Annotated in this window: 23 protein-coding genes and 1 pseudogene; 9 read left to right on the top strand and 15 right to left on the bottom strand. The window is 65.1% G+C overall.

Going from position 1 to position 21,992, the window contains the following annotated elements:
* Positions 1 to 65: 65 nt before the first annotated feature.
* From fdxA to AC0KS4_RS07550, 3 genes are all read right to left on the bottom strand, one after another.
* Entirely contained in the window at positions 66 to 416 is a 351-nt protein-coding gene (fdxA, locus tag AC0KS4_RS07560; protein WP_238957713.1) for a ferredoxin, read from the bottom strand.
* Between the two features lie 127 nt (positions 417 to 543).
* On the bottom strand, positions 544 to 981 hold the full coding sequence (locus AC0KS4_RS07555) for a group III truncated hemoglobin (protein WP_238957712.1): 438 nt from the start codon (positions 979 to 981) through the stop codon (positions 544 to 546).
* Positions 974 to 1,708: a helix-turn-helix transcriptional regulator gene (locus AC0KS4_RS07550; RefSeq protein ID WP_238957711.1), complete on the bottom strand. Its 735-nt coding sequence runs from the start codon at positions 1,706 to 1,708 to the stop codon at positions 974 to 976. The genes AC0KS4_RS07555 and AC0KS4_RS07550 overlap by 8 nt, the downstream gene beginning before the upstream one ends.
* Positions 1,709 to 1,838: 130 nt before the next feature.
* Between AC0KS4_RS07550 and AC0KS4_RS07545 the strand changes: the two genes are divergently transcribed.
* From AC0KS4_RS07545 to AC0KS4_RS07525, 5 genes and pseudogenes are all read left to right on the top strand, one after another.
* Positions 1,839 to 2,819, top strand: a complete 981-nt coding sequence (locus AC0KS4_RS07545) for an Acg family FMN-binding oxidoreductase (RefSeq protein WP_238957710.1) — start codon at positions 1,839 to 1,841, stop codon at positions 2,817 to 2,819.
* 9 nt (positions 2,820 to 2,828) lie between these two features.
* Positions 2,829 to 3,974, top strand: a complete 1,146-nt coding sequence (locus AC0KS4_RS07540; protein WP_238957709.1) for a mandelate racemase/muconate lactonizing enzyme family protein — start codon at positions 2,829 to 2,831, stop codon at positions 3,972 to 3,974.
* A gap of 91 nt (positions 3,975 to 4,065) precedes the next feature.
* Entirely contained in the window at positions 4,066 to 4,506 is a 441-nt protein-coding gene (locus AC0KS4_RS07535; RefSeq protein ID WP_238957708.1) for an OsmC family peroxiredoxin, read from the top strand.
* A gap of 33 nt (positions 4,507 to 4,539) precedes the next feature.
* Positions 4,540 to 5,014 (top strand): annotated as a pseudogene (locus tag AC0KS4_RS07530) (hemerythrin domain-containing protein).
* Between the two features lie 35 nt (positions 5,015 to 5,049).
* Positions 5,050 to 5,241 (top strand): ferredoxin, encoded by a 192-nt coding sequence (locus AC0KS4_RS07525; RefSeq protein WP_225326954.1) that lies wholly within the window; start codon positions 5,050 to 5,052, stop codon positions 5,239 to 5,241.
* A 73-nt stretch (positions 5,242 to 5,314) separates the two neighbouring features.
* Here the strand turns inward: AC0KS4_RS07525 and AC0KS4_RS07520 are convergent, their stop codons facing one another.
* Entirely contained in the window at positions 5,315 to 6,082 is a 768-nt protein-coding gene (locus AC0KS4_RS07520; RefSeq protein ID WP_238957707.1) for a DUF2249 domain-containing protein, read from the bottom strand.
* Between the two features lie 93 nt (positions 6,083 to 6,175).
* On the opposite strand from AC0KS4_RS07520, the gene AC0KS4_RS07515 reads away from it, so the two are divergent.
* Positions 6,176 to 6,877 carry a helix-turn-helix transcriptional regulator gene (locus tag AC0KS4_RS07515; RefSeq protein ID WP_238957706.1) on the top strand — a complete coding sequence of 234 codons (702 nt, stop codon included), beginning with the start codon at positions 6,176 to 6,178 and terminating at the stop codon, positions 6,875 to 6,877.
* Positions 6,878 to 7,026: 149 nt separating this feature from the next.
* Here AC0KS4_RS07515 and AC0KS4_RS07510 read toward each other — a convergent pair whose 3' ends face one another.
* The 5 genes from AC0KS4_RS07510 to AC0KS4_RS07490 form a co-directional block, all read right to left on the bottom strand.
* Positions 7,027 to 8,223, bottom strand: coding sequence for a cytochrome P450 (locus tag AC0KS4_RS07510; protein WP_238957705.1), 1,197 nt, complete (start codon positions 8,221 to 8,223; stop codon positions 7,027 to 7,029).
* 73 nt (positions 8,224 to 8,296) lie between these two features.
* The gene (locus AC0KS4_RS07505; protein WP_225326958.1) at positions 8,297 to 8,653 is read right to left on the bottom strand and encodes an SgcJ/EcaC family oxidoreductase; all 357 of its coding nucleotides are present in this window, start codon (positions 8,651 to 8,653) and stop codon (positions 8,297 to 8,299) included.
* Between the two features lie 296 nt (positions 8,654 to 8,949).
* The gene (fadD4, locus tag AC0KS4_RS07500; protein ID WP_238957704.1) at positions 8,950 to 10,479 is read right to left on the bottom strand and encodes a fatty-acid--CoA ligase FadD4; all 1,530 of its coding nucleotides are present in this window, start codon (positions 10,477 to 10,479) and stop codon (positions 8,950 to 8,952) included.
* A 93-nt stretch (positions 10,480 to 10,572) separates the two neighbouring features.
* Positions 10,573 to 11,184, bottom strand: coding sequence for a nitroreductase family protein (locus tag AC0KS4_RS07495; RefSeq protein ID WP_225327040.1), 612 nt, complete (start codon positions 11,182 to 11,184; stop codon positions 10,573 to 10,575).
* 44 nt (positions 11,185 to 11,228) lie between these two features.
* Positions 11,229 to 12,341, bottom strand: a complete 1,113-nt coding sequence (locus tag AC0KS4_RS07490; RefSeq protein WP_225326960.1) for an NAD(P)H-dependent amine dehydrogenase family protein — start codon at positions 12,339 to 12,341, stop codon at positions 11,229 to 11,231.
* A gap of 98 nt (positions 12,342 to 12,439) precedes the next feature.
* Here AC0KS4_RS07490 and AC0KS4_RS07485 point away from each other — a divergent pair, with 98 nt between their 5' ends.
* Positions 12,440 to 13,348, top strand: a complete 909-nt coding sequence (locus AC0KS4_RS07485) for an enoyl-CoA hydratase (RefSeq protein WP_225326961.1) — start codon at positions 12,440 to 12,442, stop codon at positions 13,346 to 13,348.
* A gap of 70 nt (positions 13,349 to 13,418) precedes the next feature.
* Here AC0KS4_RS07485 and AC0KS4_RS07480 read toward each other — a convergent pair whose 3' ends face one another.
* Positions 13,419 to 14,450 (bottom strand): acyl-CoA dehydrogenase family protein, encoded by a 1,032-nt coding sequence (locus AC0KS4_RS07480; RefSeq protein ID WP_225326962.1) that lies wholly within the window; start codon positions 14,448 to 14,450, stop codon positions 13,419 to 13,421.
* 105 nt (positions 14,451 to 14,555) lie between these two features.
* On the opposite strand from AC0KS4_RS07480, the gene AC0KS4_RS07475 reads away from it, so the two are divergent.
* The gene (locus AC0KS4_RS07475) at positions 14,556 to 15,716 is read left to right on the top strand and encodes an acyl-CoA dehydrogenase family protein (protein ID WP_238957703.1); all 1,161 of its coding nucleotides are present in this window, start codon (positions 14,556 to 14,558) and stop codon (positions 15,714 to 15,716) included.
* On the opposite strand, the gene AC0KS4_RS07470 is transcribed toward AC0KS4_RS07475, so the two are convergent.
* On the bottom strand, positions 15,705 to 16,502 hold the full coding sequence (locus AC0KS4_RS07470; RefSeq protein ID WP_225327041.1) for a TetR/AcrR family transcriptional regulator: 798 nt from the start codon (positions 16,500 to 16,502) through the stop codon (positions 15,705 to 15,707). The two genes, AC0KS4_RS07475 and AC0KS4_RS07470, sit on opposite strands and share 12 nt — an antisense overlap.
* A gap of 289 nt (positions 16,503 to 16,791) precedes the next feature.
* Here AC0KS4_RS07470 and AC0KS4_RS07465 point away from each other — a divergent pair, with 289 nt between their 5' ends.
* The gene (locus AC0KS4_RS07465; RefSeq protein ID WP_225326964.1) at positions 16,792 to 17,979 is read left to right on the top strand and encodes an amidohydrolase family protein; all 1,188 of its coding nucleotides are present in this window, start codon (positions 16,792 to 16,794) and stop codon (positions 17,977 to 17,979) included.
* A gap of 16 nt (positions 17,980 to 17,995) precedes the next feature.
* Here the strand turns inward: AC0KS4_RS07465 and AC0KS4_RS07460 are convergent, their stop codons facing one another.
* Genes AC0KS4_RS07460 through AC0KS4_RS07445 form a run of 4 tightly spaced genes read right to left on the bottom strand, consistent with a single transcriptional unit; the run spans position 17,996 to position 21,969 of the window.
* Positions 17,996 to 18,823, bottom strand: a complete 828-nt coding sequence (locus AC0KS4_RS07460) for an enoyl-CoA hydratase/isomerase family protein (RefSeq protein ID WP_238957702.1) — start codon at positions 18,821 to 18,823, stop codon at positions 17,996 to 17,998.
* A gap of 41 nt (positions 18,824 to 18,864) precedes the next feature.
* Positions 18,865 to 19,944 (bottom strand): hydroxyacid dehydrogenase, encoded by a 1,080-nt coding sequence (locus tag AC0KS4_RS07455; RefSeq protein ID WP_238957701.1) that lies wholly within the window; start codon positions 19,942 to 19,944, stop codon positions 18,865 to 18,867.
* 16 nt (positions 19,945 to 19,960) lie between these two features.
* A complete protein-coding gene (locus AC0KS4_RS07450; RefSeq protein WP_225326967.1) occupies positions 19,961 to 21,076 on the bottom strand; it encodes a TauD/TfdA family dioxygenase in 1,116 nt (371 codons plus the stop codon).
* A 41-nt stretch (positions 21,077 to 21,117) separates the two neighbouring features.
* Complete coding sequence (locus AC0KS4_RS07445; RefSeq protein WP_238957700.1) at positions 21,118 to 21,969, bottom strand: HpcH/HpaI aldolase family protein; 852 nt, start codon at positions 21,967 to 21,969, stop codon at positions 21,118 to 21,120.
* Between the last annotated feature and the right edge of the window lie 23 nt (positions 21,970 to 21,992).

The raw sequence follows: 21,992 nt of genomic DNA, 5'->3' as shown, positions 1-21,992 counted from the left end.
CCGAGGGGTTCGCGGCTCATCGCGGCGGTGGCCGGACGGCTCGTCGCATGACATGACGGCCGCGCTCACGCCGGCTCGGCCTGCTTGGGCAGGTTGGCCACCAACGGAGTGTCGACGCCGAGCGGGCCGATCTTGGCGGCCCCGCCCGGCGACCCCAGCGGCTCGTCACGGCCCTGAAGCGTTTCGGAAAAGAACGCCGCGTTGTCCGCCTGGTACGGCTGCAACTCTTCGGGCAGGTCATCCTCGTAGTAGATCGCCTCGACGGGGCAAACAGGCTCGCACGCCCCGCAATCCACGCACTCGTCGGGATGAATGTAAAGCGCCCGGCCACCCTCGTAGATGCAGTCGACCGGACACTCCTCGACGCAGGACCGGTCCATCACGTCTACGCATGGCTTTCCTATCACGTATGCCATGCCGTGGAGTTTACACAAGTCTGCTTGTATAAACCAGATGGATCGGGCTCCGATGACCGGCAAGCAACCAAGAACCGTGACCCGGATGACAAGCTCGTCACCTTGCGTCCGGCGGCCGGTCAGCGTTTCAGCGCGGAACCAGGGTGTCCAGTTCCGGTGAGTCCGCGCCCGTCAGCCGTCGGTGCATCGCCCAGGCGATCCGGGCGCCCTGAATCTTCGCGCGCTCGGCGATCGGTCCCCGGAACATCTCATCGACGGTGTCGTTCCACACGCTCAGCCAGCGGACAAAGTGACGGCTGCCCAACGGGATTCGTCGATGGACGTGCCGGTGGGCGTGCAAGGCGCTGCCTCGGTACAGTCCGGCGCGAAACAGCACGGTCTCCCAGAAGTCGGCCATCACCGGGAGGTGCGACGCCAGGCCCTTGCTTCGCAACTCCGCGAACGGCTCAGCGAGGACGTCGTCGACCATCACCCGGCCGTAAAACCGGCGCAACAGCGCCTCGATGTCCGTGCGGGCGACCAGATCTGCGTCCGCTCGGCCAACCGGGGCGCACACCTCAGTCATGCGCGATCACCGTGGCAAGACACAATTCGGGTTCGACGAACGGCTCGAGCTCGACGTGCATCCCCGGCTTCGAACCAACCGCCTTCGTCGGGCCCGCCAGGCCCTGCAGGAGGCCCCGGTGCAACGCGCATGCCACCTCGGGGTGATCCCGGGCCAGATCACGGACCGGGCAGCTGTGCAAACGAATCGTCCGTTGGTTGCCGCGGGTCGATTTGCGAGCCGGGACCAACTCGGGACCGAATCCCATCCTGTCGAACACCGTCGTGATCATCACCGAACGCTCCTCAGCAACCTTCCCCGGTGCGGCCGCGTCTGGAACATGTTGTCCCGCAGCGTCTTCGTGCGGGACGTCGTCGGCGATCCGTTCAGCCCAGCGCCGGCCGGCGGCTTCGGCGCGGCGGCGCCTCTTGTCGGCGGTATCCCCGAGTTCCAAGGCCAATATTTCGGCCAGGATTCGATAGTCCAGCCGCTCGCGCATCGCGCGGTAGCCGGTACGGGGACGACCGACACCGGTCCGCGTGATCCGAGTCCGCTCGACAAGTCCCGCGGCGCACAACGTGTCAAGGTGAAAACGCACGGTCGTCGTGTGCAGCCCGAGCCGTCCGGCGAGTTCGGTCGCATCGACCGGTTCGTCATGCTCACGCACCAGTTCAAGAACTCGTTGGCGCTGCCGGTTTTGCGCCCCGCGGTGCGGCCGTCCGGCCTCGCTCCCGTTGTGCTCGCCCACCCCATCCGTCCTCTCGTGCGGTTGCCTTCCAGCTATTTCGAGGATATTATTCATTAATAATAGCACTGGATGTCCGAGTCGTCCTCCCTAACGAACGGCCTTGGGCCAGCAGAGAAGCCGGAGGTGCACCGTGTTGGACACTATGGTGGAAACCAAGGTCATCGAGGATGCGGTTCGCTTGGCCTGCCGCGCCCCGTCGCTGTACAACACCCAACCGTGGCGATGGGAGGCCGACGGCGCGGGGCTGGACCTGCTTCTCGACACACGCCGTGTCGTGCACGCGGACCGATCGATGCGCGAGGCCCACATCAGCTGCGGGGGTGCGCTTGAACACCTCCGGGTGGCGATGGCGGCCGCGGGCTGGATCGCCGAGATCGAACGATTTCCCGAGCCGCGCGATCCGACGCACCTGGCCAGGGTGACATTCGCTCCGTCAGACGGCGTGACGGACCACCAGCGTCGCCGCGCCGACGCGATCCTGCAACGCCGGACCGACCGGCTCCCGTTCCTTGCGCCGGTCGACTGGGGATCGTTTGAGGCTTTGCTCCGCGGCAGGATCGACGCGGGCGTGGTGCGATTGGACGTGCTGCCGGAGGAGATGCGTCCGCGCCTGGCCGAAGCAGCCGAGTTCACCGAGTCGCTGCGCCTGTATGACTCCGCGTATCATGTCGAACTCGATTGGTGGACAGCACCGTTCGAAGTATCGGAGGGGATCCCCTACAGCTCGTTGATCTCGGCCGCCGAGTCGGATCGGGTGGGCGTCAATCGCCACTTCCCCTTCACCCGCAACCCGGACAGGCGTGCCGGGGTGACGCGGGACTTCTCGAAGATCTTGATGCTGTCCACCGAAGATGACAGCCGCGCCAACGCGTTTGCGTGCGGCGAGTTGCTATCAGGTGTCCTCCTGGAATGCACGATGGCCGGCTTGGCCACCTGCCCGGTGTCGCAGCTGACGGAACTGTCGGTCAGCCGTGAACTGCTGGCGGCGGTCACGGGTCACACCGACCTCCCCCAGGTCTTGATCCGGGTGGGTGTCGCGCCGGCACTCGACGCAGCCCCACCGCCCACGCCGCGCCGGGCGCTCGCCGACGTGTTGCGGCTGACGAGTTGAGTCTCGGCCATGGCAGGGATCACCGCGCCCATCGCCGCTGACCGCGCCGCAGTGATCGCGAAGATCGAGACGGTTCCCCTGCGTATCCCGCTCAAGGCGGGCAGCACTCCCGGGGCGTCGCTCTGGGGAGACGCACTGACCGCGGCGGACTCGCTGCTCGTCAAGGTGACGACCTCCGACGGAGTGGAAGGCTGGGGGGAAGCCTTCGGTTTCAGCGCCGTCGATTCCGCCAAACTTGCTGTCGACCAACTCATCACACCCCTGTGCATCGGGCGGGACGCCACGCGGATCGGTCCGCTGATGCTGGAGATTCAAAAGAAGCTGCACGTGTTCGGGCGCGGTGGCGCGTTGACCTATGGCCTTTCGGCGGTCGACATCGCCTTGTGGGACATCGCCGGGAAGCTCACCAATGCTTCGGTGTCCCAGCTCCTCGGCGGCGGGGTGACCACCATGCCGTGCTACGCAAGCCTCGCCTGCTATTCCGACCCGGCGCTGGTCCGCGCCATGGTTCGGCAGGCGATCGACGCCGGATTCCAAGTGCTCAAGCTGCACGAGGCGGGGGTGTCGGCAATTCGGGCGGCCCGCGAGGAAGCCGGCCCCGATATCGAGCTGATCGTGGACGCCGGCTGCCCCTGGACCTTGACCGAAGCCACTGCCGTCGCTGACGAACTCCGGGCGGCTCGGCTCAAATTCCTCGAGGAGCCACTGTGGCCGCCGGAGGATTTCGACGGACTCGCCCAACTGCGCCGAACCACCGGCATCCCGATCTCATCAGGCGAGAACGCCTCCACCGTACTGGAATTCGAGCGCATGCTCGCCGCGGAAGCGGTGGACTTTGTTCAGCCGAGCCCGGCCAAGATGGGAGGTATCAGCGAGTTGCGCAAGGTTTTTCCGCTCGCGTCCGTCCACAACGTCCCGGTGATGACGCATTCCTTCTACGAAGGTCCCGGATTGCTCGCGGCGCTTCATGCGACCGCCGCTCTGGGCGACGTCGACTCCATGATCGAGTGGCGCTGGTTCGAACTGGAAGCCTCCATCTATGGCGATGGCCTCACCCCGACGGCGGGCCGAATTTCGGTCCCGCAGGGACCGGGCCTGGGGATCGACCCCGATCCCGACGTCATCAGCGCATACCGTCGGCAAACAACAGCATGATGATGCTGGCCAACGCGCACCGTGACGGGCTAGGGTTTGCACAAATAAGACTTGTATAAATGCCACGCAATGGAGAAAGGGAGCGCGGACTATGAGCATCGCGGAACGGGCGGCGCGGACCACATGGGAAGGCCCGCTGGCGTCGGGCGAAGGCAAACTGTCGCAGGGCAGCAGCGGAGCGCTGGACGGCCTGCCGCTGACGTGGGCCTCTCGCACCGAGGAGCCCGGCGGCAAGTCGAGCCCCGAAGAACTCGCGGCGGCGGCGCACTCGTCGTGCTTTTCGATGGCGTTGGCCCTGAAATTGGGCGAGAACCACACTCCGCCACAGCGACTCGAGGTCACCGCCACCGTGACCCTGGATGCGGTCGATGGTGTTCCGACGATCACCACCTCGCAGCTGAAGGTCAAGGCCAGCGTTGCCGGCCTGGACGCCGACTCGTTTGCCGCCGTGGTGGACCAGGCCGCGGCGCTATGTCCGGTGTCACGACTGTTCGCCGGCGCAACGATCAGTGTCGACGCCCAACTCGACTAGAACAGAATCTGCCTGACGCAGAGGAGACCGCGAATGACCAGCCTGACGCTATCTGCCGAGCTGACGCGAGAACACCGCGAAATCGATGACGCGATAGAGGCTTTCATTGAACAGCTCGACTGCGGCAGCGTGCAGCGGGAACTATTGACCGACACGCTGGTAGCCCTGCGCCGGCACATCTACCTCGAGGAGGTCTTCCTGTTCCCGCCGCTGCGCGAGGCCGGGATCGTGATGCCGATCTTCGTGATGATGCGCGAGCACGGTCAGCTCTGGCACACCATGAACACGCTGGGGGATCTGCTCGCCGACGGGAACGACATTCCGCGACTGAGGGATACGTGCACGCAGCTGCTGGATCAACTCCACCAGCACAACTCCAAAGAGGAGCCGGTCATCTATCCGAACGCCGACACCGACCCTGCCGCCCCAAACAAGCGCGGAGCTGACCCGGTTCATCGAGGCCGGACGCACGCCCGACGGGTGGGTGTGCCAGCAGGCGAACGCGTGAGGATGCAGCCCGCTGAAGTATCGAAGGAGGTTTCAATGCGCGTGGTAGTGGACCGTGATCGCTGTGAGGGCAACGCCTTCTGCGTGAACATCGCGCCCGAGGTGTTCGAGCTCGACGATGACGAATACGCCGTGGTCCTCACCGACCCCGTGCCCGCCGAGCAGGTGGCGCTCGCCGAGCAGGCCATCGCCGCGTGCCCTCGCGCGGCGCTATCCCGCGAAGACTAGTCGCCCGGCGCGGTTTCGCCGTATTGCCGCTACACCGAACGGGTTTCGGGCCAGTCCCGGGATGTATCTGCACTCACCGCTTGATCAGCCGCAACCGCCACGCCTCCGGACCGCGCTGCTCGTAGTGGATTTCGAGTCGCCCCGAGGTTCTGTGGTCGAGCTGGCGCAGCAACGGGATCGGGTCGTGGGGAGCCACCAGCACCAGGGCGCCGCCGTTTGGAACGGCGTCGAACGCGCCGAACACGGTCGCGTGCCGGATCGAATGCGGCACCTCGCGAACGTCGAGCACGGGATCGTCGGCATCGGTTTCGCCGCAGCCGCAGTTGTGTGATGGCTCGGTGCCGTTGGTGGGGTGCGCGTGGCCGAGGAGTTCGTGCATGCCGTGGGTCACCTCCACCAGGGAAACGTCGGGGTCGGCGGCGACGATGGGCAGGATCCGCTCGTTCTCGTTGACCAGGTGTGCGTCGAACAGCACCCGCAGGGCTTGGGCGGAACCGGCCGCGCGCACCGGCGGTTCCGTGCGGATGCCGTCGACGAGGGAGCCGATGATGCGGTGGGTCGCGATCATCGATTCGATCAGGGGCCGCGCGCGCTGGGTGCGGGTGGCGGCCGGGTACAGGCGCTCCTCCTCGGCGGCGGCGTGGGGCAGCAGCTCACCGGCCAGGAAGGCAAGGGCCGCAACGCGTGCCGGCTCGAAGCCCGCACCGCGCTCGACCGCCGACACCATCGCATCGGTAAGCACCGCCAGCTGACCGGCGAGTTGCGCGTGGTGGCTGGTGATGGCTTCGACCGCCTCGGCATCGGCAGCTGTGGACGCCACGATCACATCGTTGGCCGGCATTTCGGTTCCTTTCCATTGAGCGCGCTCGCTCGCCGAGCGGGTGCGGCTCAGTGCGCTAGGTGCATCGCCCATTAATTTACTACAATAAATTCCGTGAAAAAAGAGCCGGTCGTCCTGGGCCCCCCGCCCACGCCGGTGTTGGAGGCGCCCGTGGCGCTGTCCGGGCAGCGGCTGCGGGTTCTCGACTACGTGCGCGCACACCCCCCCTTCCGGGTCACTGACGCCGCCGCGGCTCTTGACCTGCACGCCAACACCGTTCGCGAACATCTCGACGTGGTCGCAGAGCTTGGGCTCGTCGAACGCTCCACCGCCAGGACACCCGGACGCGGACGTCCGGCCACGTTGTATCGGGTGTCGGCCGCCGACCCCGCGGTGGCGATGCGCGACTACGCGGGTTTGGCGACCGCGCTGGCCGGACAGCTGGCTCGCACCAGCGCGCACCCGGAGCGCGACGCGCGTGCCGCCGGCGTCGAGTGGGGACGCGAACTCATCGACGAGTGCAGCCACACCGGCGATGACGCGCGGCGGTCCGTGCTCGAGGCGTTGGCCCGCCTCGGCTTCGCGCCCGACGACGACCCCGACGCCCGGCGAGGCATTGCGCTGCGCCGGTGTCCCCTGCTGAACGCGGCCCGTCGCTATCCGACGATCGTCTGTCAGGTCCACCTCGGGATCGTCGAGGGAATGCTGGAGCGGCTCGGCGCCACCGACACGCCGGGCCTGGGTCTCATTCCGTTCGCCGAACCCGGTGCCTGCCGGTTGTTCCTGCCCGATCCCGTTGTGCGGCAACACGACTGACCGAGCGTTCACGGCCGTGGTCAGGCTAGACGTTGACGACCAGCGACAGTCCCCGACGACGAGGACCCGAAACATTCGTCGCCAGGGTGGTGACGCCGCGCTGCGGTCCCCTTGCGATGGTCAAGCAGCTGAGCGACGTTCGCTCCACGCTAGGAACGGGAAACGAATGTGGGCATGGCCGCCCAGCCCCGGACCGCGGCGGTCTCCGACGGTACCGCGTTGGCCCAGTCGACCTCCCAGGCCGGGAAGCGCTTGAGGATCTCCTCCAGCGCGATCCGGCCCTCCAGTCGGGCCAGCGCATTGCCCATGCAGAAATGCGTGCCTGCGCCAAAAGTCATGTGCGAACGCTGTTCCCGGTAGATGTCGAAGACGTCACCGTCCGGCGGAAACCGGCGGTGATCGCGGTTGGCCGCGCCGACGAGCATCAGCATCGCCGAACCCTCCGGCACGGTCTGGCCGTAGTACTCGACATCGCGGGTGACGTAGCGGGCGATCTGTAGCGCCGGCGGCTCCCAGCGCAGGATCTCCTCGATCGCCTGAGGAATCAGTCCCGGGTTCTCCACCAGATCACGGCGCTGATCCGGGTAGTCGGCCAGCGTCTTACCGGCCCAGCCGATCAGGCGGGTGGTGGTCTCGGAACCGGCCGTCGCGATGACCGTCAAGTACAGCAACAGCTCGTCGCGGCGCAGTTTGCGCACCGTGCCGGTCTCGTCTTCGAACTCGGCGTTGAGGAGGTCGGTCATGATGTCGTCGGACGGGTGTTCGGCGCGCCAGTCGACGAACTCCGCGAACACCTCACCGGTGGCCAAGGCGTCGACGGTCTTGCCTTGCAGGGTCTCCTCGCCGTGGTCGGTGATCTGCCGCTGCCGGTCTTCCGGGAGCCCCAGCAGCATGCCGATGACGCGCATCGGCATCTGCTCGCCGAGGTCGTTGACGAAGTCGAACCGGTCCGAGCCGACCAGCGGATCCAGGCACCGCGCGGTGAACTCGCGGATCTGCGGCTCGAGGGCAAGCACCTTGCGGGGTGTGAACACCCGCGACAGCAGGTTGCGGTGGATGTTGTGGATCGGCGGATCCTCGAAGATCAGTGTGCCCGGCGGAATTTCCATGCCCGACTTGATGATCTCGAGCAGGGCACCGCGCCCGGAGATGAACGTCTCGTGGTCGATGACGGCCTTGTTGACGTCGTCGTAGCGGCTGAGCGCGTAGAAGTCGTGCTGTTCGTTGTAGTAGAGCGGGGCCTCTTCCCGGATCCTGGCGAACACCGGATAAGGATTCATATTGAGGTCAATGTTGTACGGGTCGTAGTACAGATCAGACTCGGCGGGGGCGGTCGGCACGGTCATCAGAACTCCATCGGGGCTGCCGGGTTGTTCAACTGGATCGGAACAGGAAAGCGTCCTTCAGCGCTTGGTGCGCCTACGTCTCACTCGGCGGGTAGAAGTACTCTCGCCAGGCTTTGATCTTTTCGTCTTGCACCTGATACGCGCCCATCACCGGCCAGCTCATCTGCTTTCCGTCCACGATCCAGTGATCGCGGCGCTCCATCATCACCACGTCGCCGTCCACCGCGAGATGCTGGATTTCGAGGTCAACGCACGTCCCGCCGGCGAAGAACACCGTCATCATCTCGTGGATCGCGTCGTGACCAGATAGCCGTGGCCAGGAGGGGCCGATGTCGAATGTGGCGTCCTGGGCGAAGTGACTCATGACCTCGTCGACATCGTTGCGGCTCCATGCGGCGATCTCGGCACGCACGACTTCCTCAGCGGTCATCAATTTCCCGTCGGCATGTGTGACAAAGCAGTTACACTATCACAGATAGGTGTAACGTTTGCCGGGCTTGCTCACCCACGGCAATGATTGGTGACCGCAGGCCGCGGATTGATCTCGGCGGCCGCCCACGACACCGGCCTGAAATTGGATTACGCTCTCCCCCAGTGCCTTTCGACCGCAGACAATATTGCGTGGGAATACGATAGGCGGCAAGCGCGCCCAAATGGTTTCTTGAGTCACGCCATATTCGACACCCGTACGACACGGGTCCCGCGGGAGTGCACGCGGCACCTGGTCTAACCCTCGTCGGCGCCCCCGTACTTCTCGATGAGCACCCGCTTGTAGAGCTTGCCGGCATCAGTGCGCGGCAATTGCGCCTCGAAATGCAGCGACCGCGGACACTTATAGTGCGCCATGCGACTCCGAAGCCATGCGATCAATTCCTCGCCGAGTCCGTTGGACGCCAAAACTGGATCCACCAACTGCACGACGGCCATCACCGACTGCCCCATGACCGGATCCGGGACACCGAACACAGCGGCGTCGACCACCAGTGGGTGACTGACGAGAAGATTTTCGGTCTCCTGCGGATAGATGTTCACTCCGCCGGAGACGATCATGTGATTTCGCCGGTCGGTGAGGTAGAGGTAACCATCGTCGTCCAAGTAGCCGACGTCACCAACGGTGACCCAGCCTTCGGGACTGCGCGCCGCAGCCGTTTTTGCCTGATCATTGAGGTACTCGAACGGATAACCGCCCGCGTAGTAGATCTCACCGATTTGTCCTGGCCCGAGTTCGGCGCCGTCCCCATCGAGGATGTGCGGTGTACCAAGAATGGGCTTGCCCACCGATCCCGGATGGGCGAGCCACTCTTCGGCTCGGATGAACGAGATGCCTGCACCTTCTGATGACCCGTAGTACTCGTCGATGATCGGCCCCCACCAGTCGATCATTTGGCGTTTGATTTCCGGCGGGCACGGAGCGGCGGCGTGAACGACGCGGCGCAGGGTCGATAGGTCGTAGGACATCCGAATTGCTTCGGGTAGCCGCAGCATCCGCACAAACATCGTCGGCACGAACTGGGCGTGCGTGACACCGCGGCGCCGTATGCAGTCGAGGGCACGCTCGGCGTCAAACTTCTCCATGAGAACCGTTGTCGCGCCGATGGCTTGCGCTGCCATCGTCCACATGGCTGGTGCCGTGTGGTAGGTCGGGGCGGGGCTCAGGTACACCGAGTCGTCTGTCACGCCGAGCGCCTCGAAGACGGGCGTCGACAGATTGGAAACACCAGAGCCGCAGGGCATTAAAGGCCGACGGATGCCCTTCGGGCGACCGGTGCTGCCCGCGGAGTACTGCAAGAGCTGACCGTCACATTCACCGGCGACCGGCGTCAAAGGCTCGGTTGCCACGCATTCGGGATAGCGCTGCCAGCCCTCCAGATCGTCGTCGGCAATCAGCGCAACGGGTGGTAGTCCACCTGGAAGCTGTTCGGGCAGCCGGCGACACACACCCCGCATCGCCCGCGAGGAGATGATTGCCTTCGCCCCGCTGTCCGCCACGATGTATGCGGCCTCGGAGTCGCTCAGGTGCGTGTTGACCAGCGTGTAGTACAGCCCGCTCCGCTTGGCCGCCCACATCACCGCGTGGATGTGCTCGTTGTTCTCCATGAGCACTGCGACGGTGTCCCCGGCGACGAGGCCCGAACGTCGCAGGAAGTGGGCAAGTCTGTTTGCGCTGGCTTCGAGGTCCGCGAAGCTCACTTCGACGCCGGAATCGTGAAGGATCACAGCGGGTTTCGCAGAGCCTGCGTGATCACGCAGCTGCACAAAAGGCTCCTCGGTAGTCAACGAGACGGTGGATCATCGGGTGGTGCCGCGGAACCCTCACCGAGTGGCGATCCAACGTCGACCGCCACGCCGTCATGGTGTCGTCTTCCCCCACGGTCGATCCCACCGATCGATCGCCGCCACCTCATTGAGCGGTTTGCGCCGCACCGGGTGGTGCCCGCCCTTGGGCCAGCCCACCGTCAGCAGCGCCGCGATGAGCCAGTCGTCGGGTATCCCGACCATGGACCGCAGCTGATCCTCGCAAGACCCGTGCCACAAGGTGATCGCCGCCCCAAGGCCTTGCGCGCGGGCCCCCAGCAGGAAGTTCTGGACGGCGGGAAAGATCGACCCTCCCTGCTGCAGTTCGGTGGTTCCCCGTTGCGGTTGGACACAGAACAGGACCAGCGCAGGCGCCGCGCCACCGACGCTCATATGCTCGGCCATAGCCCGCAGCACGCGCGACTTCGGGTCGTCAGCCTCGTTCTCCGGCAGCGAAAGCCGATAGAACTCGGTCATGACCTCCCATGTCTTGTGGGCCGCGGCCGTGACCACGTCACGCAAAGTGCTCGACTTCAATACGACGAACTTCCACGGCTGCTGATTGCCTCCGGACGGAGCCCAGCTCGCCGCGCGCAGACACATGTCGATGGCCTGGTCCGAGACGGGTTCGTCGCGATAGCGCCGCACCGCCGATGCGGTGCGCATGACCTCCCACAGGTCGGCCGACGTCTGCCGAACCGGTCCGTCGTTCACGGTGCAGCCTTCCCGGGCAGCACGCCCTGCCATGTTCCGCCGCGCACGGGACCCGTGACAGGAGGCAGATCGAGGGTGGACAGCAAACCGGTTGGGGCGGCCATCACGGCGGGAATGGCGTTGAGTTCGCGCATGACGGTCGCATAGGTCAGACCGCGCATGTTGTTGCCGCGGCCGTGCATCTCGATGTCGACGGTGTAGGTGGGCAGGCCGTCGACGATGACGCGGTAGCCGCCGTGCGGGGACGGATGCCGCGGCCAGTCCGGCGCAGAGCCTTCGCCCATGCGGGTGACGTGTTCGAGCACGACGCGCTCGTCGCCGTCAACCATCCCGGCGAGCTTGAAGCGCATACCTCCCATGGTTCCCTGCTCGATCCACCCCGATGCCACTTCGTAACGCTCTGTCGCCAACCACTTTTCGATCGTCGTCTCGATGCGATCTAGCGGCAGGCCAATGCCGTCTGCGACGAGATGCACGGTGGGTCCCCACAACGCGGCGAGCCGCTCGGTGTCGAACAGCGGCGCCCGATGGTCGGGGGTGTGCCCGAACCCCATGAAGTCGAACATGATGTCGGGCTGGTTGATGGGGCCGTAATCGAGTATCTCGAGCATGGTGATGCCATCGACCCGACTGCTGAAGCCCGTCATCGTCAGCGCGATCACATCGTTCGCCCAGCCGGGATCGACACCACTGTTGAAGAAGCTGGTGCCACCGTCAGCGCACGCCGCCTCGAGTAATTCGACCGTTTCCCGATCCGCGGCCGGCGGATAGCACATGGGCACCAAGGAGGTACTCACCACATGCTTGCCCGCCCGCAGGCAGCGCGCGATGTCCTGCGCCGCCTCGCGGTAGCGGTAGTCGCCCGACGCGAAGTACGCGACCACATCGGCGTCCATCGACAGCACCGCAGCGATGTCGCGCGTGGCGATGACTCCGGTCGCGGGCATTCCGCACAGGTCACCCGCATCCCTGCCGTCCTTGGCTTCCGCGTGCACGATCACGCCGGCCAACTCCAGGCCAGGGTGCGCGATGAGGGCACGCAACGCGCCGATGCCGACCTGGCCCGGACCCCACAGGATTACTCGCGGCTTCCGTTGACCTGCCGCCATCTGCACCCCTTCCGGTCATCACCGACCGACCTGTGAGAACATACCTTCTCACTATTGATAACGCCATTACCGGACGTAGACGAGAGAAGGGGCGAGCCGTGAGCGATTACGAATTCTTGAAGTGGGAGGTCTTCGACGACGGCATGATCGTTCGGATTTCGTTGAACCGCCCCGACCAACGCAACGCCCAAAACCGCGGCATGCTGGTCGAACTCGATGAGGCGTTCGCCCGCGCCGAGGCCGATGACGCCGTTCGCGTCGTCATCCTCGCCGGCGAGGGCCCGATGTTCTCGTCCGGCCACGATATCGGGTCCGCGCAGGCGCGCGCCGAGTTCAGTCCTGGTCCCGGCCAGCACCCGACGGTGGCCATCAACGGCGGCACCCGCGATGGCGCGGAGAGGACCATGCTGCAGGAATGGCACTACTTCTTCCAAAACAACCTGCGCTGGCGCAACCTCCGCAAAATCACGATCGCCCAGGTACACGGCGACGTGTTCTCGGCGGGACTCATGCTGATCTGGGCGTGCGACCTGATCGTGGGAAGCGAAGAGGTGCGCTTCGCCGATGTGGTGGGCACGCGGTTGGGAATGTGCGGGATGGAGTACTTCGGCCACCCATGGGAATTCGGACCGCGGCGTACGAAAGAGCTCATGCTCACCGGTGATGCGATCGGTATCGAAGAGGCCTACCGGCTCGGCATGGTCAGCAAGATCTTCAAACGCGACGAACTCGCCGGGCGCACCCTCGAGCTGGCACGGCGCATCACCAAGGTGCCGACGATGGCGGCGCTGCTGATAAAAGAGTCGGTGAACCAATCGGTCGACAACATGGGCTTCTACAACGCGCTGCAATCGTGTTTCGCGTTGCACCAACTGAATCACTCGCACTGGGCGCAGATTCGCGAGGACAAGCTTCCCACTGCCGGCGAGGCGCAGGGGGTACCGAACTGGCGGACCGCTCCCCCCGTTGTCCTGGCGGTCAAAGACCAGGTTCGGGCGGACGCGTGACCGGCGCGCCGAACCCGGCCCGCGCCTCGAGCGAGTCTGGGCTCCGTGATCCTGGCGGCGCGCGTCCCGTTCAGCCCACTGTCGCCAGTCCGGCGGCGCCGTAGCGCGCATCGGCTACACGGTCCAATGCGGCGGCCGGCTCGCTGAAAACCATTGCCCAGCCCCGTACCCGGCGGTAGTACAGCTGGATGTCGCCCTCCATGCCGAATCCGTATCCGCCGTGAATGTGCAGGCTGCGCCGCGTGGCGTCGCGCGCCGTCTCATAGGCGAATGCGAAGGCCATCGCAGCCAGTTCCCGGACGCGATCGGGCTCATCGGCGAAGGCACACGCGGCCTTGAGCCCGAGCAGCCGCGCCCCATCGGCGGCGGTGGCACTGTCGGCCAGTGGGTGAGACACCGCCTGGAACGCGCCGATCGCGGTTCCGAAGGCATGACGTTGCTTGGCGTAGTCGACGCCGATCTCCACGGCCCTCTTGGCCGCCGCCGCCAAGGCGGCAGCGGTCAGCGCGAGCCACAGGTCAAGTCCGCTGTCGAACAGGACGCGCGCCTGCGATCCGTCTGCCAGCACCACGGCATCATGCTCGATGATGATGTCCGCCAACGGCATTGACCCAAGGTTTTCCACCGTGGTGCGGTCCTCTCCAATCGGCACCGCCAGCAGCCGCCCCTCCGCCAGGGCTACTACCTGGTCTGCCACCGCCCCGCCGGGCACCAATCCCAGCCGCCCACCACGTCCGGCGCGAGGCGCGAACGTGACCAACTGGTCACCGGCGAGGACCGCGCTCAACAACCCCGCACCGGCCTCACCGGACGCAGCCAGCAGCCGCGCGGCAACCTGCGCTTCGATGACGGGAGCGGACGCGACCGCGCGTCCGAACTGTTCGGCGATCAACGCGAGATCCAGTTCGGAGGCGCCCCACCCGCCGGCCGCCTCGTCGACCGCCATCGCCACTGCGCCGATGTCCAGCAGGGCCTTCCACAGCTTCACGTCGAAACCCAGCGGCTCGGCCGCCCGGACTCGCTCGCTGGTCGACTCACGCGCAAACAGCGCGGCGAACGAATCCACCAACTGTCTCTGTTCGCCCGTCAGGCTCAGGTCCACGTTTGTCGTCCCATCACATGCGGATATGGTTACTCTCAAAATTGAGATTAACATTGCCGTGCGTACCGTCCCGGGCCGCGTGCCACGACAGATTGGCGTGCAGACATGCACTTTCAGCTCGATGCAGAGACCGCGACCTACCGCGACGGGATCCGCGCTTACCTTCAGGACGTGTTGTCCCCCGAATTCGAGGAACGCATCTACCGCAGCGGCGTCGCACACGACGACGAGTTCGCCAAAAGCCTCGTCGACAAGGGCTATTTCGCTCCGGCCTGGCCCGTCGAGTTCGGCGGACAGAGCCGCAACGCATGGGACGACCAGGTCGTCAAAGAGGAACTGATGCGTTTTGACGCGCCGGTCTACCTCTCCGAGACAACCAGGATGGTGGCGGCGATCATCCGCGACATCGGCACCCCCTTCCTGAAGGACCGAATCCTGGCCGGTGCGATCAACGGCGAGATCACCATCGCCCTCGGCTTCACCGAGCCGGAATGCGGATCGGATGTCGCGGCGGCCGCCACCCGCGCCGTGCGCGACGGTGACGAGTGGGTGATCAACGGCTCCAAGATGTTCACCACCAACGGTCACCTCGCCGACTTCGTGTTCCTGCTCGCGCGCACCAACCCGGATAAGCCCAAACACCAGGGCCTGACGATGTTTCTGGTGCCGGGCGACGCCGATGGCTTTGCGGCGCAAGCCGTGTGGACCCTTTCCGGGGAACGCACCAACATCACCTTCTACAGCGACGTCCGCATCGGCGACGAGTGGCGCATCGGCGATGTCGATGGTGGCTGGGAGGTGCTCGGCCTGTCCCTGCGGGACGAGCACGCATCCGGTTGGGGCCCGCACCTGATCCGGCTGCTGCACCACGCCGAGCATTGGGCAACCACCAGCCGCTCCGACGATGGCTCACTACCGATCACCGATACCGACGTCCGGCGCCGACTCGCCCGCGTCGCGATGGAGGCCGAGGTGTCAATCCTGTTGCAGCGGCGGTGCGTGTGGATGCTCGAGCAGGGCGACATACCGGTGGCCGAGGGGCCGATGTCCAAGGTGTTCAGCACCGAGGCGCTCGAACGCGCCAGCCAGGACGTCGTTGAACTCGTCGGCGCGGACGGCTTGCGCAGCTACCTCGAACCGACCGCTCCCGAACACGGCAGGTTTGACCACTCCCTGCGATTCTCATTGGGCACGACCATCTATGCGGGCACCAGCGAGATCCAGCGCACCATCATCGCCCAGCGTGGGCTCGGCCTACCCCGTTAGTTTCTTCGGCCGTCCGGCCCGACCAGCCGACGCCGCACGCGAGACTGCCTTGCGTGCGGGCTTGGCTTTGACGTCGGAGGCGGGCGGCGTGACGGCCTGTTTGCACCACGCCCACAGTTGGTCCTCCGTCAGCTTGGAACCCTTGCCGCCCAGATGGAAAACCCCAATCTGAGCGAGCGCCGTCAGCGTGGTGTTCAGCAACGTGGTCAGCTGCGCGGGGGTCAGATCCGTGCGTACCAGTCCGGCCCGAGCACACGACGTGAGGATCTTCGTCAGCAGCTTCAGGTGCGGCTCCCACACCTTTGCGAAGTCGTCCGGCCGCTCGATCTCCAGGCTCAGGTTGTAGATCGTCATGACCCGGCCCCCGACGGCTTCCGACGACTCCGCGCGCGACAGGACACCCCGGCAGAAGGCCTCGAGTTGTTCCATCGGACCGTCGGCCGCTGCGACATCGTGGCGAATGTCCTCGGTGAACTGACTCGTGACGTTCTCGTAGAGCGCCAACATGAGTTCTTCTTTACCGGCGAAGTGTTGGTAGAACGCACGCAGGCTCAGATTCGACCTGTCGATGAGGGTCTGGATCGTGAAATCGGCCTTACCCGACTCCTCCACCAATTCGAGCGCGGTGGCCAGGAACCGCGAACTGCGAGCGAGAGCACGCGCTCTGGCAGAACTCAGACGGCGCTCGATCGTGCGTTGCTGCCACGAGCCGTGCAGCTCGACGTTGTTATCGACCAATTCCAAGCCGGTTTCGGGGTCGGGACCGGCGGGCTTCTTCGTAGGCATAATGGGGAAAGAATACGCGCCCGACGCGGAAAACGTGCGATCTACCTGCACGTGCATGTTGATTCTCACTGCGCGCAAGTGGTTGTTGCCGGCGTCAACGCGGGCCGGGAGGGCGGTGCTCACCTCGAACCCGGTGAGACTCCGATGTCACGGTGGGGGCCAACGGCAGTCTGGAGGCGCCCCGCCGCACGGGACACACCCCATGCGGTACCGTGGAAACGGTCATTCTCATTTTTGAATCAATGTGCCGCTCGTTGAAGTCGTGGGCCGCTCTCGAAGGAGTACAGCGTTGAGCGCAGATATCCTCATCGTCTCGCCGGACGACCATCTGGTGGAGCCGGCCGATTTGTGGACAAGTCGGCTGCCCGAGCGTTATCGCGACATCGGTCCGCGGATCGTTCGCACCCGTGGGCGCATGGATCCATCCGTCACGTCCGACGTGGCGTTCGTAGAGGACGACGAGGGCCGCGCCGCGGACATCTGGCACTACGAGGACGCGGTCATCCCGATCCCACTCATCAGCGCGGCCGCCGGCTATGAAATCGACGAACTCACCACCGACCCGATCACCTACGACGAGATGCGTCCCGGCTGCTACCGTCCCGCGGATCGGCTCGCGGACATGGACATTGCCGGCATCGAAGCTTCGGCCTGCTTCCCCAACACCCTCGTACGCTTTTGTGGCCAACGCTTCCTGTACGCCAAGGACAAGGAGCTCGCCAAGCTCTGCGTCGAGGCGTACAACGACTTTCAGATCGACGAGTGGGGCGGCAGCTCGAACGGCCGGCTGATCCCGCTTGGCATCATCCCGCTCTGGGACGTCGAGTTGGCCGCGCAGGAGGTCGAAAGGGTGGCCGCCCGTGGGATGCACGCGGTGTGCTTCTCCGAGCTGCCCTCTCGTCTCGACCTGCCGTCCATTCACAGCGGCTATTGGGACCCATTCTTCGCCGCGTGCGAGCGAAATCAGGTCGGGATCATGCTGCACATCGGGTCGAGTTCGTCGCTGACGAAGTCCTCTCCCGACGCTCCGCATGTCGTGACGAGCGCACTGATGGCCGTCAATTGCACGATCGCCATGGTCGACTGGCTGTTTTCGGGCAAGCTCATGCAGTTCCCCGACCTCAAGCTCGCGTTCGCCGAGGCGCAAGCGGGCTGGATCCCCTACTACCTGCAGCGTGTCGACGAGGTCTGGGAGGACCGGCGCGGGTGGGGCGGCATTCACCCGCTGCTGACCGAACCGCCGAGCAGCCAGGTACCCGGTCGAGTGTGGTTCTCCACCTTCGGCGATCCGGTCGCGTTCCGCATCCTGGATCTGGTCGGGCCGGACCAGCTCATGTTCGAGACCGATTACCCGCACAACGACACGAACTGGCCGCGGAGCCTCGAGGTCGCAAACAAGGCGACGGAGGGCCTGGATGAGGACACCAAACGAAAGGTACTGTCCACCAACGCAAAGAACTTCTTCGGGATGGTATAGCGCGCGGAGTCAAGCCCTACAGGGCCTTCCACCGCGGCTTGCGCTTCTCGAGGAAGGCGCGCGGCCCCTCGATGGCATCCTTGGTCAGTGCCACCTTCATCCGGTAATTCTCGGCAAGCAGTTCTGCCTCGTAGATGGGCATCGTCAGCCCCTTGCGCACGGCCATGCGTGAACCACGCACCGCCAGCGGCGCATTCGAATTCACGACGTCGGCGATCTCCCAGGCGCGCGCCATGAGCTCATCGTGCGCGACCACTTCGGTGAAGACGCCCAAGTCATAAGCGCGCTGCGCGTCGAGCTTCTCGTGCTTGCCCATCAGGATCAGCCGCATCGCCACGGGCAGCGGGAGTATGCGGGCGAGCCTGACCCCCTCGCGCCCGGAGGTCACGCCGATGCTGACATGCGGGTCCATCAACGTCGCGCGCTCGGACGCGATGGTGATGTCCGCCGTGGTCACGAGGTCCATTCCCGCACCGCAGGCGATGCCGTTCACCGCGCAGATGATCGGCTTGGTCATTTGGAGCCACGGCGGCGTCGCCTCCTGCGGTGCATCCCACTGCCGCATCGAACTGAGAATGGGCTCGCCCTGATTGTCGATCCCTGCCGCGTTCTCCATGTCGTGCCCGGCGGCTTTATTGACGTCCGCTCCGACGCACAACGCACGGCCGGCGCCCGTGATGATCACGGTCCAGATATCTTGCGAGCGTTCGATTTCCGCATAAGCCACGGCCAGTTCGGCGATCATCTCGTCGTTGATCGCGTTGAGCACCTCAGGACGGTTGAGGGTCACACAGGCGGTATGACCCCTGACCTCGACCTCGATCGTGTCGTAGCGTGTCGCCAAGTCAAGGCCCTTCTCTCGATCTCGTTGGGGAATCGTCGGTTTCACTCGGCAGCCGCGGTGACGCGCGTGGTCGGTTGAACACCGAGGATGTCGTGAAATCGTTCGCAATAGCGCGGCCAGACAGCCGGGTTCAGCAAGCGAGGCGGCATGCGGCCTTCGAAGATCGTCTGCCACTGGGTCGCGGTGGCGACGGCGATATCCCGCGCGGCCTCCACAGTGATGCCCGCGGTGTGCGGCGTGGCAATGACATTGTCGAGCTGCAGCAGCGGGTTGTCCTGCCGGGGCGGCTCCTCGTGGAACACATCGAGGCCCGCCCCGGCGATTCCACCGCTCACCAGCGCGTCGAGCAAGGCCGCCTCGTCATGGACGGGCCCGCGCGCCGTGGTGATGAAGAAGGCGGTCGGCTTCATCGCGGCGAATTGCGTTCTGCCGATGAGACCGTGGGTCTCGCTGGTCAGAGGGCATGTCACCTGCACGAAGTCCGACCGTTCGACGAGCTCGGCGAGCGTCACCCGTTGCACACCGCGAGTCCGGGCGGTCATCTCGTCGAGATAGGGATCGAAGGCCAGCACCTCCATGCCGAACGGCGCACACAACTCGACGAGGCGGCTTCCTATGGCACCGAGCCCGATGACACCGAGCGTCTTGCCGAACAGCTGACTGCCACGCAGGGTCAGCCGATCGCGAAGCGGACCGCTTCGTAGTGCCCGGTCGGAGACAGTGATCTTCTTGGCGAGGTCGAGCATGAATCCCAGGGCGTGCTCGGCCACCGCCTCCGCCCCCGGCCCAGAGTTGTTGCACACCGCTATCCCCGCGCGGGTGCACGCATCGACATCGATGACGTCATATCCGGCTCCCGCCGAACAGACGGCCAGCAGCGACCGGCAGCGCGCGATCAATGCCTCACCGGCCAGCCACTGCGCGCCGTCGGCAACGGAAGCAACGTCGGTTCGCGTGGCGACTTGGTAGCCGTGCGCGGACTCCAATGCCGCCCAGCCTGATTCGGCGGGCGCAGTCAGATCGAGTTTGACGATGTCGATGCCGGACAGTTCCAGGACGTCCGCCGCGGCGGGGTCAGTCCACCGCTCGACGACCAATCGCGGTCGTGGCGCGCCGGTCATCTCCGTCGCGCGCCTTTCATGGCCGCGCCTTGGGTTTGGCCTGGGCCGCCTTGAACATGTCGGCCAGCGCCGTGTCGACGTTGCGGTAATCGTTGCGCGCGATCGCGCCGTCGCGCCCGGGCACCACGTCGTATCCGAGCCGCAAATCCTTGTTTTCCATGTGGAAGTACTCACGACCGATAGGCAGCCGACGATCTTCGCGCGGGACCTCCATCCAGGCGCGCAGGAAGCAGCGGGCCTTCTTGGGGTCGTCGCTGCTGACGAAGTCCGATCGGGAGTGGCACATCGCGAAATTGTTGGCCACGGCCGCTTCCCCGGATTCCAAACGGAATTCGACCTGTTGGTCGACGAGTATGGTGCGGAGCAGCTCGACGGCCTCTTCTTGCTCTGGGGTGAATTCGCGCCCAAGCGTCTTCATGGCCGGCAAGATGCTGCTATAGGTGAAGTTGATGCAGATTCGCCCGTTGATCTGGGAGAAGACCGGAACGTTGTAGGGCGTGACATCGGGCTGGTCATCAGGCTGTTCGCTGCGTCGGTGGTGCGGGAAGCCTTCGTAGAGCACGTCGAGCAGGTCGGGGCGTTCGGCCAGGATTCGGTTGTGCGCGGCGGGGCCGCTGGCGAACTGGCTTTCGCCTCCTTGGGCCGCCGGGTAGACGCACAGCAGCGCGAGGATGTCGGCGGCGTCGTTGTGCATCGCGAGTTCGGCGCGGGACTTCGTGCCGCGAGCGGGTTGCACGCCGCCGGGCAGGATCTCTTCCTGAACGCGCACCATGCGGTGACCAAAGGAGTTGTTTGATACGAGATAGCCGAGATGCGTGCAGAACGCCCAGTAGATGCGCTCGAGGTCGTCAATCGAATGCTGCTCGACGGGAAAGCCGCGCACGCAGGCCAGACCCTTACCGAACATCAGGTCCCGGTAGAGCCGTTCCAGATCGTCGTCGAGGTCTGGGTGACGAGCGTCCTCTGGCGTGATGTCGTCGCGGTCCTTATTCGCGGTCTTGGCCAGGATCGATTCCAGCGCAGCCACATTCCGGGCGGACAGGTCGAAGGCGAAGTCTTCCTTACTCGTGAAGTCCGCGCCGGTCCACGCCATCGGGTCGGTGACGCGTTCGGTGTAGATGGCTGTCGGCATCCGGTCCTCCTGTTATGTTGGCATCGCTCGGCTACTCGGTGTCATTCATCACGCTCGTCGCGGTGGCTCTGCAGTCCGCGAAGCGCTTTCGCGCGTGTTGTGGCCGCCTCGGTCATCATCCCGATGTCGGTCCCGGCCGAGATGAATCGCAATCCGAGTCCCACGAATCGATTCAGCAGGTCAACCGACGTTATTCCGGCGATACCGAGCGCCACGCCGTGACTACGACAAGCCGCCGCGACCGATTCTACTGCACTTTGGAAATGATCATTCTCATACTGTCCGTGGATGCCCATTTCGGCGGTCAGATCGCTCGGCCCGATGAGAATCATGTCGACGCCGTCGACGGCGGCGATGGAGTCGGACGCTTCGACAGCTTCCGGGGTCTCGACCATCACGGCCACGACCGTGCGCCGTTCGAGCAGCTCCACCAATTGCGGCGCTGTTCGCGGTGTGTATCCCGTGACCGCGTTGGGACCCGAAATGGACCGGTTGCCGATCGGCGGAAATCGTGCGGCCTGCACGATTCCTTCGGCTTCTTCCTTCGAATTTACGTGTGGCACAATCACTCCCACCGCACCAGCATCCAGCACCCGTGCGATGAGGCTGGGATCGTGGGACGGCACCCGCACCAGGCTCGAGATCCCCGCCCCGAGCGCGCTCGCACAGAGCATCTGGGCAGTATCCAGGGATGTGGACGTGTGCTCGAGGTCGACGTAAACGGCGTCGTATCCACAGGCCGCCGCGATTGCCGGCACATCGGGCGTGCGTGAGTGCAGCAACGCCAGGCACAACACCAGCTCCTGTCCCCGCAGGGCATCGCGCAGCGCCGTCGTCATAGGCTCACGGTAGCGGACCGAGAATAACGTTTCCATATTATCGTCAACGCCCATTATCAGCGACGACGTCGATGTGA

The sequence above is a fragment of the Mycobacterium sp. NTMscope_MAC_12 genome, from assembly GCF_976985675.1.
This window is presented reverse-complemented; position numbering and strand designations above follow the sequence as displayed.